We start from the raw sequence: 12,189 nt of genomic DNA, 5'->3' as shown, positions 1-12,189 counted from the left end.
GTTCGGACAGGGGCGCTTCCTCCGCAGCGGCGGGGGGAGCGCCCCTCGCGGTGTGCCGTCCGGCTTCGCGGGGCGTGGAGACCGCCCGGCGGGCGGGCGCTGGAGCGCAGCCGTCCGCCGGGCGGGAACCGGGGGCTGCCGAGGGGTCACGGCCTCACGCGCCCGACTCCTCGTAGCGACGGGTCAGCTCGGCCGCGCCCGACTCCGTGAGGGCGCCGTGCAGCCGCATCCGGGCGACGCCGCCGTCGGGGAAGGCGTCGAGGCGGACGTGGGTGACGACGGCCCGGGCGCCCAGCACGAAGCGGTGGAGGGTGTCGGGTTGCAGGCGGGTGCGCGGGAGTATCTCGAACCACTCGCCGCTCTCGCCGTCGCGGCCCTGAAGGGCGGCCCAGCCCGCGGAGTTGCCCTTGAGGTAGGCGGTGTCGATCTCGATCGCGCGGACCGCGCCCTGGGCGGGCAGCCGGAAGCGGACCCAGTCGTTGGTGTCGCGGACCCGGCGGCGGCGGTTCTCCCAGCCGTCGTCCATCTTGCGGGAGGTGCCCGGCAGGATGATCTGGGTGGGCGAGGAGTAGAAGCGGTCGGAGGCGTCCTCGCAGGCGCCGCCGTTGAGGACCGAGATCAGGTCGACGGTGCCGAGCGCGGCGAGCCAGGCGGGGTCCGGGACGACCTCGCCGTGCACGCGGAGGCGGGCGATGCCGCCGTCGGGGTGCTGGCACAGGCGCAGGTGGGTGTAGCGGCGGCCGCCGGGCGTCTCGAAGGCGTTGGCGGCGTGGCCGCGTACGGGGGTGGGCGGGAGGATCTCCTCCCACGTCACGTCGTCGGCGAGCAGCTCGTCGGGGCTCGGCGCTCCGTCGACGGACGCGGCCTGCACGGAGACGCGTTGCGGGTAGTTGCCGCGGAAGTGGGCGGTGTCCACGATCAGGCCGCGCACGATGCCGGGCGCGCCCAGGCGGATGATCGCCCAGTCGTGCTCCTCGGGGGCCGGGAAGGGGTGGGCGGCGTCCGCGCCGCGGCGGCGGCGGGTCTCCCAGCCGTCCATGATCTTGCCCTTGTGCCCGAAGCGCTCGGGGTCGAAGACGGCGCGCTCGCGGATCAGCAGGTTCTCGCGCTCGGCGAAGAACTCGTCGTTGGCCGCGATCACGCCCGCGCCCAGACGCCGGTCCGCGAGGTCGACCAGCTCGGTGAAGGGGAGGTCTTCGGCCTCGCGGTAGTCGGCGTAGGGGTCGCCGCCGCCGTAGGGCACCGCGTCGTTGGCGTGCGGGTCGTTTTCAGAGGCCGGAGATGCGGGCTCGCTCGCGTCGAAGGTCATGCCCGCTACCTTCTCCCCCACAGACCCGTCAGGTCCATCGAAAGTTTTCGCAGATACCGTTCAGTTCAGCCGAACGATGCCGCGACCCGGGACAGGGCCGTGAGGACCCGCGCCACCGCGGGGCCCTCCGCCGCCCCGTGCCGGACGGCCGCCAGCACATGGCGGCGCGGCTGGTCCGCTTCGAGCACGCGCATCACGACGCCCTCACGACGCTCGCGGGCCGCCATCCGGGGGACCAGCGCGATGCCCATGCCGGCCTCGACGAGCGCGAGGATCGCGGTCCACCCGGCGGCGCTGTGGGCCTGCTCGGGCACGAAACCCGCCGCCTCGCACGCGGCGGTGGTGATCTCGGACCAGGGGCCGGAGCCGCCGAAGATCCACCGGTCGGAGGCCAGGTCGGCCAGTCGCAGCGCGGGCGCGGCGGCCAGCGGGTGGCCGGCCGGGAGCGCCACGTCCAGGGGGTCGGCGAGCAGCGGCAGCAGGGTGAAGCGGGGGTCGCGGGCGGTCGGCGCGTGCGCGGCCAGCGAGAGGGCCACGTCGACCTCGCCGGCGGTGAGCAGCTCGTACGCCTGCGCCGCTTCGGCCTCCCGGACCCGTACGTCGGGGCCGGGCCGGTCCTCGGCGCGCAGCAGCCGGACGGCGGGCACGACGAGCGCGGGCACGGCGGTGGAGAAAGCGCCGACCCGCACCTCGCCGGCCTCGCCCCGCAGATAGCCGGTCAGCTCCGCGTCGGCCCGCTCCAGCTGGGCGAAGACGGCTTCGGCGTGGCGCAGGACGAGGTGGGCGGCGTCGGTGAGGCGGACCCGGCGGCCCTGCGCCTCGAGGAGCGGCACTCCGAGCTGCTTGGCCAGGTTGGTGAGCTGCTGGGAGACCGCGGAGGGGGTCATCAGGAGCGCCTCGGCGGTGGCCGTCACGGTGCCCCGGTCGCGCAGGGTGCTCAGGATGCGGAGCTTCTTGACGTCCCACTCGGTCATGGGCGCAACCTACCGGGGCGCGGCCGCGGGACGGGCCCGGTGGCGCCGGGCCCGCCGGGAGCCGGACGCGCGGAAGCGCCGCGCGGCAGCTCCTGCCGGCGGCGCGCCCGTCGTGCGTATGCGGGTCAGACCTGCTTCTTGGACTTGTCCAGGGCCATGACCAGGCCCGTGATCACCACGAACAGGGCGATGGGCGCGACGACGTAGAGACCGATGGTCTCCATCGCGCTCAGGCCCGGACCCGGGTCGTCACCGTCGTCGGGCGTCAGTGCGAGTGCCGGGGCCGACATGAGCAGCATCATCAGCGTCGTCCCGGCCGCAACGACGCCGGCGCGCATAGCGTTCTTCTTGTCCACGGTGCCAACGTAGCGAACGCCTAGCGGCGGCGCTCGCCCGGGGGTGCCGTACGGCCCTCTCCAGGACCGAGGACGTCCATCAGGGCGTGCAGCCGGGGCGAGGCGGCGATCTCCTCCAGGGTGACGGGGCGGCCCTCCGCGTCGGCGATCGGCAGCCGCCAGTTGGGGTACTGGTCCCAGGTGCCGGGGAGGTTCTGCGGGCGGCGGTCGCCCACGGCGTCGGGCAGCCAGACGCCGGTCATCCGGGCGGGTGTGCGGCGCAGGAAGCGGTGGACGGCGCGGACGGCGGCCTCCTCGTCGCCGTCGCCCTCGGGGAGCATCCGCAGCCGGGCCAGGAGGGCCAGCCACTCGGCGGTGTCGGTGGCGTCCTCCGTCAGCTCCTCGTCCAGGGGGTGGGAGAGCAGGCCGAGGCGGTGGCGCAGCATCACGTGATCGCCGGTCAGCCGGGCGGCGGTGGAGGGCAGGTCGTGGGTGGTGGCGGTGGCGAGGCAGTCCCGGCGCCACTTCTCGGGGGCCAGCGGGCGGCCGTCCTTCTCCCAGTCGCGCTCGAACCAGAGGACGGAGGTGCCGAGCACCCCGCGCCGGGCGAGCGTCTCACGGACGCCGGGGGCGACGGTGCCGAGGTCCTCGCCGACGACTGCGGCGCCGGCCCGGTGGGCTTCCAGGACGAGGACGGCCAGCATCGCCTCCGCGTCCTGGGCGACGTAGGTCCCGTCGGTGGGCGGGCGGCCCGCCGGCACCCACCAGAGCCGGAACAGGCCCATGACGTGGTCGACGCGCAGCGCTCCGGCGTGGGCCAGCAGCCCGCGCAGCAGGTCCCGGTAGGCGGCGTATCCGGTCGCGGCGAGGACGTCGGGACGCCAGGGCGGCAGGCCCCAGTCCTGGCCGCGCGCGTTGAAGGCGTCGGGGGGCGCGCCGACGGACATGCCCGGGGCGAAGGCCTCCTGGCGGGCCCAGACGTCGGCCCCTGCCGGGTGCACGCCGACGGCGAGGTCGTGGACGATCCCGACGGGCATCCCGGCGTCCTGGGCGGCCCGTTGGGCGGCGGCGAGCTGGGCGGCGGTCAGCCAGGCGAGGCGGCAGTGGAAGTCGACCCGGTCCAGCAGTTCGGCGCGGGCGCGGGCCGTCGCCGGGGAGCGTGGGTCGCGCAGGCCCGCGGGCCAGGCGTGCCAGTCCGGCCCGTGCACCTCGGTGAGCGCGCACCACAGGGCGTGGTCCTCCAGCGCCTGGCCCTGCTCGGCCAGGAAGTCACAGTAGGCGGCGCGGCGGCCGGGGGTGAGCGGGACCTCCGCGACCAGCTCCAGGGCCTGCCGCTTCAGCCCCCAGACGGCGTCCCGGTCGATCAGCGCGCCCTTGTTCAGCACGGCGTCGCTGAGCGCGGCCGCGTCCTGGCGGAGGTCGTCCAGCGTGGCCCGGTCGCGGACGAGTCCGTACTCCGGGATCGACTCGACCCGCAGGTGGACGGGGTCGGGGAAGCGGCGCGAGGAGGGGCGGTAGGGGGAGGGGTCGGTGGGGCTGCCCGGCACGGCCGCGTGCAACGGGTTGACCTGCACGAACCCGGAGCCGAGCGTACGGCCGGACCAGGCGGCGAGGTCGGCCAGGTCGCCGAGGTCGCCCATGCCCCAGGAGCGGGCGGAGAGCAGGGAGTAGAGCTGGACGAGGAAGCCGTGGGAGCGCTCGGGCGGCTGCGGGACGCGGGCCGGGGCGACGACGAGGGTGGCGGCCGCCCGGCGGTGGTCCGGCGTGCGGACGTGCATCCGGTGGACACCGTAGGGAGGGGCGCTCCACCAGGCGGGGAGCGGCGCGGCGGGGGGCGCGCCCGGCCCCGGGGCCGCCTCGCCCGAGGGCCGGGGCGCGGCGGGGGGCGCTTCCGCGTTCGCGGCGGGGAGCGCGTCCGCGCCGGCCTCCACCGGCGGGGGCGGAGACGGGGGCAGGCGCCCGGAGGCCCGCACGCGCATGCTCAGCGAGGCAGAGGCGGGAGCGGGGGCGAAGCCGGGCCAGGAGGAACGCTCCCGGCCCTCGAACGGCTCCGGCTCGACCGTCACGGTCGAGCCGGAGGGCAGCCCGGTCAGAACGGGCGGCAGCGGCTCACCGGCCCAGACCACCACGGTCGGTGGCAGCAGGTTCGAGCGGGACTCCGCGGCGACGAGGCACTTCCGTACGTCCGCCGGAGTGCCGGCGTCCACGCCCAGCGCGGCGAGCACGGCGATGACCGTGTCGTCGGGGACGGACACCGTGACATCCGGCGACGGGGAGTAGGAGGTGGCGACACCGTGCAGTGCGGCGAGCCGGGACAAGCCCATTCAGACTCCAGGGAACTCCATGCCCCCTGCGGTGCCGGGCGCGGTCGGCTCGCTGGTCAGAGGGGCGACGGCGGCGAGCGGCGGCTCGCTCGTGAGAGGGGTGGCGTCGGCGAGCGGCGGCTCGCTGGTCAGGGGTCCGGCGGCGGCGAACGAGAAGGCGCCGAGCTGGAGGGAGACGTCGGCGAGCGGGGGTCCGCTGATCAGGTGGCCGACGGCGGCGAGAGGAAGTTCACTGGTAAGAGGTGCGGAAGGCGTCTGAGTGGGCACCTGTTTGGAGCGGTCGGAGAACAGGAGCTGCGTGGCAGCGGGCATGGTGGCCTCCTGGCCATGGAGAACAGGACACAGCAGGCCTACCCAGCCCTCGCCACCGCAGACGTGGACGTGATGCAGGCGTTATGACAACGAGCCCAACGTGCTCCAGGTCACATTCCTTTCCCCCGTATGGCGGGTATGGGCCGCTTTCAGCCGCTCTCGGCGACCCCACCCGCCCCACCAGGGCCGAAGGTGGCACCATTCCTGGCAAAGCCGACAGATCAGCCACGCGCATTGACACCCTCGCGCGCGGGTGGTGGGCTCTGACCTCGGTGTGGGGCTCCCACCGTCGATACGAACTGTCGGTACTGGCTGGTGGCATGAAGGGGAGCACGGCATGCGGATCGGGCGCAGAAGGCAGGCGACGGCCGTCGCCGTCGCCGTGATCGGCGGTCTCCTCGGGTCGGTGGCACCGGCCGCGACGGCCGCACCGGCCGATCCCGGCAGACCCGCCGCCAGCGCCGGCGACCGCGCCGACAGTGCGCAGCCGCCGTCCGTGTGGCCCCGGCCGCAGAGCATCAGGACCACCGGGCCCGCCGTGCCGCTCGGCGGACAAGCCACCCTCGTCGCCGCACCGGACGCCGATCCGTACGCCGTGGAGCGGGCGCGCTCCCTGCTGCGCGGAGCGGGCGCCCGGACCCTGCACGAGAGCCTGCCCGGGGCCGGGCCCGTCATCCGCCTCGGCGGAGCGGGCGCCGGCGAGGCGCTGCGGGCCCTGCGCGCGCCCGAGCGGGCCGACCTGCCCCCCGGCGGCTACCGGATCGCGGTCGGCCAGGTCGCCGGGCGGGCCACCGTCGCGCTGGACGGGCACGGCGAGGACGGCCTCTTCCACGCCGTCCAGACCCTGCGCCAACTCGTCTCCGGCGGCTCGGTGGCGGGCGTCATGGTGCGGGACTGGCCGGGGACCGCCGTACGCGGCATGTCCGAGGGGTTCTACGGCGAGCCGTGGACCCGTGAGGAGCGGCTCGCGCAGATCGCCTTCATGGGACGCACCAAGCAGAACCGCTACCTCTACGCGGCGGGCGACGACCCCTACCGGCTGGCGCGCTGGCGCGAGCCGTATCCGGCCGACCGGCGCGCCGACTTCCGGGCCCTGGCGAAGAAGGCGCGGGCCGAGCACGTGACGCTCGGCTGGGCCGTCTCGCCCGGTCAGGCCATGTGCATGGCGTCGGACGCGGACGTACGGGCGCTGACGAAGAAGATCGATTCCCTGTGGGCGCTGGGCTTCCGCGTCTACCAGCTCCAGTTCCAGGACGTCAGCTACAGCGAGTGGCACTGCGATCTGGACGCGGAGACCTTCGGCGACGGCCCGAAGGCCGCGGCCCGCGCGCAGGCCCGGGTGGCGGGCGCGGTGGCCCGGCACCTGGCCGAGCGGTACCCGGGCGCGGCCCCGCTCTCCGTGCTGCCGACGGAGTTCTACCAGGACGGGGCCACCGACTACCGCACCGCGCTCGCCGCCGAGCTGGACGATCGGGTGCAGGTGGCCTGGACCGGCGTCGGGGTCGTGCCGAAGACGATCACCGGGGGTGAGCTGGCCGGGGCCCGCGCCGCGTTCCGCCACCCGTTGGTCACGATGGACAACTATCCGGTCAACGACTACGCCCAGGACCGCATCTTCCTGGGCCCGTACACCGGCCGGGACCCGGCGGTGGCCAGCGGTTCGGCCGCGCTGCTGGCCAACGCGATGGAGCAGCCCTCCGCCTCGCGTATTCCGCTGTTCACCGCCGCCGACTTCGCATGGAACCCGAAGGGCTACCGCCCCGACGCGTCCTGGCGGGCGGCGATCGAGGACCTGGCGGACGGGGACGCGGGGGCCCGGGACGCCCTGCTGGCACTCGCGGGCAACAGCGCGGCCTCGGTGCTCGGCGCGGAGGAGTCCGCCTACCTCCAGCCCCTCTTCGCGGCCTTCTGGAAGACCCGTGCGGCCGACTCGCCGAGCCGTGAGAAGGCGGCGGGCGAGCTGCGTGCGGCCTTCTCCGTGATGCGGCGGGCCCCCGAGCGGCTGAAGGCGCCCGCGGAGGGCCGCCTCGACGACGAGGTGCGCCCGTGGACCGAGCAGCTGGCACGCTACGGCCGGGCCGGCGAGCTGGCCGTGGACCTGCTCCAGGCCCAGGCGGCCGGGGACGGGCCGGGGGCCTGGCGCGCCCAGCTGGCCCTGGAGCCGCTGCGCGAGGAGATCGCGGCGAGCGGGGCGAGCGTCGGCAAGGGCGTCCTGGACCCGTTCCTGGACAGGGTGGTGGAGACGTCCGCCGGGTGGAACGGCACCGACCGGTCGTCGGGCCGGGTCGCCAAGGACGCGCACAGCTATACGGTCCGGCTGGACCGAGCCCGCCCGGTGGAGGCCGTGACGGCGCTCGCGGAGCCCGGGTCCACCGCCGCCGACTCCGTGGTCGAGGCCCATGTCCCCGGCCAGGGGTGGCGGGCGCTGGGCAGGCTCTCGCCCAGCGGCTGGACCCAGACCGCCGCGAAGGGGCTGCGGGCGGACGCGGTGCGGGTCATCGTGCCGGAGGCCGCCCGGACCGCCCCGCCGTCCTATCTGCGCCCCGGCCTGCCCCCCGCGCCGGCCGTGGAGGCGGGGGGCCCGCCGGTGCGCGCGCTGGTGCCGTGGTTCGGCGACGAGCCCGCCGCCACTCTCCACCTGGACCGCGGCGAGGCGGACGCGGTGATCGGCGGCGCACCGAAGCGCGTGGAGGCGCGGCTGGCCGGGCGGCGCCCGGCCGAGGTGAAGGGCACGCTCACCGCGAAGGCGCCCGAGGGCATCGAGGTGCGGGTCCCGAAGCAGACGACGGTGCCGCGCGGATCGCGTACGGAGGTGCCCGTGGACATCACCGTCCCGGCGGACACCCCGGCGGGCGAGTACGAGGTGCCGCTCGCCTTCGGCGGGGAGCGCAGCACGCTGACCGTGCGGGCCTTCCCGCGCACGGCGGGCCCCGATCTGGCACGCACGGCGAAGGCGTCCTCGTCCGGCGACGAGACCCCGGACTTTCCCGCGTCGGCGGCCTTGGACGGCGACCCGGAGACCCGGTGGTCCTCCCCGGTGGAGGACGGGGCCTGGTGGCAGGCCGAGCTGCCGCGCCCGGTGCGCCTGGGCCAGGTCGTGCTGAGCTGGCAGGACGCGTACGCCTCCCGCTACCGCGTCCAGGTGTCCGCCGACGGCCGCACCTGGCGTACCGCGGCGACCGTCCAGGACGGGCGGGGCGGGCGCGAGGTGGTGCGGATGGACGCGAAGGACACCCGGTTCATCCGGGTGCAGGGCGAGGGCCGGGCGACCGAGTACGGCTACTCGCTCTGGTCGGTGGAGGCGTACGCGGTCGCCGACTGACCCGGGGACGGTAGGCGCGGGAGACGCGAGGTCCCGTCGCGCGGGCGCGGTCGGCCGCACGGGCGCGGAAGCCGGCGCGGGCCCGCCGTCAGGCGGAGACGCCGTCGATCCGGGCCATCACGTCGTCCGCGCCGAACGGTTGCAGATACGGCAGCCAGCGCGGGTCGCGGTGGCCGGTCCCGATGATCCGCCAGGCCAGGCCGGTCGGCGGGGCGGGCTGGTGCCGCAGCCGCCATCCGAGCTCGGGCAGGTGGCGGTCGGCCTTGACGTGGTTGCAGCGGCGGCAGGCGGCCACCACGTTGTCCCAGGCGTGCTGCCCGCCGCGGCTGCGCGGGATGACGTGGTCGACGCTGGTCGCGGCGGCCCCGCAGTACATGCAGCGCCCGCCGTCCCGGGCGAACAGGGCCCGCCGCGTCAGGGGAACGGGCCCCCGGTAGGGGACCCGTACGAAGCGCTTGAGCCTGACCACGCTGGGCGCGGGCACGGCTCGCGTGGCACTGTGCAGGAAGGACCCGGACTCCTCCAGGCAGATCGCCTTGTTCTCGAGGACGAGCACGAGAGCGCGGCGGAGCGGTACGACGCCGAGCGGCTCGTACGACGCGTTGAGAACCAGGACGTGCGGCACGGTGGATGCCTCCTTGTACGCCGGCGGCGCGTGGCTCGCGCCGGGACGATCCGATCTCAGTCTCTCCTCATGCCTGGTCAAAGCGCCACCACGTACGGGTAACGGGCCGGGAGGAATTTCTCACGCCCGGGGGTGCGGCGCACCGGCCGCGGCGTCCGGCGGCCCTGCCGCCCGGGGAGGCCGCCCGCCGCGTGCGTCCGGCCGCGCCCCGGCGCGCCCGATGAGACGTGTATCTCCCTCCCCGGCGGCAACGATCCGCTGCCCCGGCTTCGTTACTGTTATTGCGCAGCCGTCGTCCGTGCTGTCGGCCGTCCGTCGTCCGCCTGGAGGTCCCCGCCGTGTCCCTGTCCGCATTCCGGGCCGCAGCCCCCTCCCCCGAGCCGGGCGGTTCGCTGGACGAAGCCGCAGAGCAGGCCGGGAACGCCGCGGGCTGGGTCGAGGCGAACTGGTCCATCTGGCTCAGCACCGGTCTGCGCATCGTGCTGATCGTGGCGGTCGCCGTCACCCTGCGCTATCTGATCCGGCGCGCTCTGACCAATCTGATCGAACGGATGAACCGCAGCGCCCAGGCGGTGCAGGGCACCGCGCTCGGCGGGCTGCTGGTGAACGCCGAGCGCAGACGCCAGCGCTCGGAGGCGATCGGCTCCGTGCTGCGCTCGGTGGCCTCCTTCCTGATCATGGGCACGGCCGCCCTGATGGTGCTGGGGGCGTTCCAGATCAACCTGGCCCCGCTGCTGGCCTCGGCCGGGGTCGCGGGGGTGGCCCTGGGCTTCGGCGCCCGCAACCTGGTCACGGACTTCCTCTCCGGCGTCTTCATGATCCTGGAGGACCAGTACGGGGTCGGGGACAGCATCGACGCGGGGGTCGCCTCCGGCGAGGTCATCGAGGTGGGCCTGCGGGTCACCAAGCTGCGCGGAGAGAACGGCGCGATCTGGTACGTCCGCAACGGCGAGGTGAAGCGGATAGGCAACCTCAGCCAGGGCTGGTCGACCGCGGGCGTCGACGTCACGGTGCGCCCGACGGAGGACCTGGAGCGCGTCCGCGCGGCGATCTCCTCGGCCGCGGAGACCATGACGAGGGAAGAGCCCTGGTCGGAGCAGCTGTGGGGCCCGGTCGAGGTGCTCGGGCTGGACGCGGTTCTGCTGGACTCCATGACGCTCCGGGTCTCCGCCAAGACGATGCCCGGCAAGTCCGTGGGCGTGGAGCGGGAACTGCGCTGGCGCATCAAGCAGGCCCTGGACGCCGTCGGCATCCGGATGATCGGTGAGACGCCGCCGCAGGCGGACGGCGGCGCGGCGGACCCGACCGCGGCGATGGCCGCCCCCTCCGCCTACGCCTCGTCCGTCTCCCCGCAGTCCCTGGCGACGACGCCGATCCCGCCCGCCGGCATGAACAAGTAGGACCCTCCCACCACGCCCCCGGCGACCGACGGCCGCCGGGGGCGTCGGCGTGCGAGGCAACTCTTCGGCGTCGGACGGCGGGCGCCCATTGACGGTGCGGTGGCCCGCGTCCTACGGTCCTCCCATCCGAACAGGAAACCTTCCTAACAGAGTCCCTCGCAGAGGCGGTGCGTCCACGATGACGGGAACCACTCCGGGCCGCGGCACTCCCGGCGCCCCGGGGACCCCCCGGGTGCTGCGCGCCATGAACGACCGGGCCGCCCTCGACCTGCTGCTGGAGCACGGGCCGCTCTCCCGGACTCGGATCGGAAAGCTGACCGGCCTCTCCAAGCCCACGGCCTCGCAGCTGCTGGCCCGGCTGGAGGCGGCCGGGCTGGTCCTCGCCACCGGCACCAGCGAGGGACGCCCGGGGCCCAACGCGCAGCTCTACACGGTGAACCCGCGCGCGGCCCACGTGGTCGGGCTCGACGTGAACAGCCGGCGGATCGTCGCCGCCGTCGCGGACGTGACCGGGGCGACGGTCGGGGAGTTCGAACTAGCCACGCCCGGCCGGCGCGCCGACGGGGCGGTGCGCCAGGTCACGGACGCGCTGGACGGCGCGGTGAAGGACGCCGGGCTCTCCCGGGCCGACGTCCACCGGATCGTCATCGGCACCCCGGGCGCCTTCGACCCGGGCACCGGGCGCCTGCGCTACGCCTCGCACCTGCCCGGCTGGCACTCCCCCGCCCTGCTGGAGGAACTGGCCGCGGTCCTGCCGATGCCGGTGGAGTACGAGAACGACGTCAACCTGGTCGCCGTGGCGGAGCAGCGGCTCGGCGCGGCCCGCGGCCACGAGGACTTCGTCCTGCTGTGGAACGAGGAGGGCCTCGGCGCCGCCCTCGTCATCAACGGGCGGCTGCACCGCGGCTTCACCGGCGGCGCGGGCGAGGTCGGCTTCCTGCCGGTGCCGGGCACCCCGCTCGTGCGCCAGGTCGTCAAGGCCAACAGCGGCGGCTTCCAGGAGCTGGCGGGCGCCCAGGCGGTGCCCCGGCTGGCGAAGGCGCTCGGCATCGAGACCCCCCAGCAGCCCTACGCCGCGGTCGCCGCCGCGCTGCTGGCGCGGGCCGCCGACGGGCACGAGCGGGACGAGGCGCTGGCCGAGCTGCTGCGCCAGTACGCCCAGCGCCTGGCCACCGGGCTCGCCTCCGTCACCGCCGTACTGGACCCCGGGCTGATCGTGCTCTCCGGCGGGGCGGTCGCCGCGGGCGGCGAGGTCCTGCGGTCGCTGGTCCAGTCCGAGCTCTTTGAGCTCGCCGCCTCCCGGCCCCGCCTGGTCGTCGGCGAGATCGACCGTACCCCCGTGCTGCGCGGCGCCCTGGAGCGGGCCCTCGCCGACACCCGCGACGAAGTGTTCGACACCTCGCGCTGATCCGCGTCACCGCTCTTCCCGCCCTGCCGTCCCGCCTCTTCCCCGGCCCTGGGAGCCCCCCATGCGCACCAGCCGCCTCACCGCCACCGCTGTGGCCTCCGACGACCCGTACGCGAAGACCACGATCGACTTCTGGCACGGCTGGAGCCGGCCCGCCGAGGTGAAAGCGGTCGAGGACGA

General features: G+C 75.2%; 9 protein-coding genes. 3 read left to right on the top strand and 6 right to left on the bottom strand.

The window, feature by feature from the left end; translation table 11 throughout:
* Positions 1–154: 154 nt before the first annotated feature.
* The 5 genes from alc to V9U70_RS11445 all read right to left on the bottom strand — a co-directional run bounded on the left by alc (position 155) and on the right by V9U70_RS11445 (position 5,254).
* Positions 155–1,309, bottom strand: a complete 1,155-nt coding sequence (gene alc / locus V9U70_RS11465) for an allantoicase (RefSeq protein ID WP_336674448.1) — start codon at positions 1,307–1,309, stop codon at positions 155–157.
* Between the two features lie 65 nt (positions 1,310–1,374).
* Complete coding sequence (locus tag V9U70_RS11460) at positions 1,375–2,283, bottom strand: LysR substrate-binding domain-containing protein (protein WP_336674447.1); 909 nt, start codon at positions 2,281–2,283, stop codon at positions 1,375–1,377.
* 125 nt (positions 2,284–2,408) lie between these two features.
* Complete coding sequence (locus V9U70_RS11455; protein ID WP_473828693.1) at positions 2,409–2,639, bottom strand: hypothetical protein; 231 nt, start codon at positions 2,637–2,639, stop codon at positions 2,409–2,411.
* A 20-nt stretch (positions 2,640–2,659) separates the two neighbouring features.
* The gene (gene malQ, locus V9U70_RS11450) at positions 2,660–4,942 is read right to left on the bottom strand and encodes a 4-alpha-glucanotransferase (protein WP_336674445.1); all 2,283 of its coding nucleotides are present in this window, start codon (positions 4,940–4,942) and stop codon (positions 2,660–2,662) included.
* Positions 4,943–5,254, bottom strand: a complete 312-nt coding sequence (locus V9U70_RS11445; protein ID WP_336674443.1) for a hypothetical protein — start codon at positions 5,252–5,254, stop codon at positions 4,943–4,945.
* Between the two features lie 337 nt (positions 5,255–5,591).
* Between V9U70_RS11445 and V9U70_RS11440 the strand changes: the two genes are divergently transcribed.
* Positions 5,592–8,576: a beta-N-acetylglucosaminidase domain-containing protein gene (locus tag V9U70_RS11440; protein ID WP_336674442.1), complete on the top strand. Its 2,985-nt coding sequence runs from the start codon at positions 5,592–5,594 to the stop codon at positions 8,574–8,576.
* 88 nt (positions 8,577–8,664) lie between these two features.
* On the opposite strand, the gene V9U70_RS11435 is transcribed toward V9U70_RS11440, so the two are convergent.
* The gene (locus V9U70_RS11435; protein ID WP_003969129.1) at positions 8,665–9,201 is read right to left on the bottom strand and encodes an HNH endonuclease; all 537 of its coding nucleotides are present in this window, start codon (positions 9,199–9,201) and stop codon (positions 8,665–8,667) included.
* Positions 9,202–9,539: 338 nt separating this feature from the next.
* Between V9U70_RS11435 and V9U70_RS11430 the strand changes: the two genes are divergently transcribed.
* Both V9U70_RS11430 and V9U70_RS11425 read left to right on the top strand, forming a co-directional pair.
* Complete coding sequence (locus V9U70_RS11430; protein ID WP_336674438.1) at positions 9,540–10,601, top strand: mechanosensitive ion channel family protein; 1,062 nt, start codon at positions 9,540–9,542, stop codon at positions 10,599–10,601.
* 178 nt (positions 10,602–10,779) lie between these two features.
* Complete coding sequence (locus V9U70_RS11425) at positions 10,780–12,009, top strand: ROK family transcriptional regulator (protein WP_336674436.1); 1,230 nt, start codon at positions 10,780–10,782, stop codon at positions 12,007–12,009.
* Positions 12,010–12,189: the final 180 nt, after the last annotated feature.

This window comes from Streptomyces pratensis (genome assembly GCF_037137275.1).
Classification (GTDB): domain Bacteria; phylum Actinomycetota; class Actinomycetes; order Streptomycetales; family Streptomycetaceae; genus Streptomyces; species Streptomyces pratensis_B.
The sequence above is the reverse complement of the archived record's forward strand: the minus strand, read 5'-3'. Positions and strand labels throughout refer to the sequence as shown.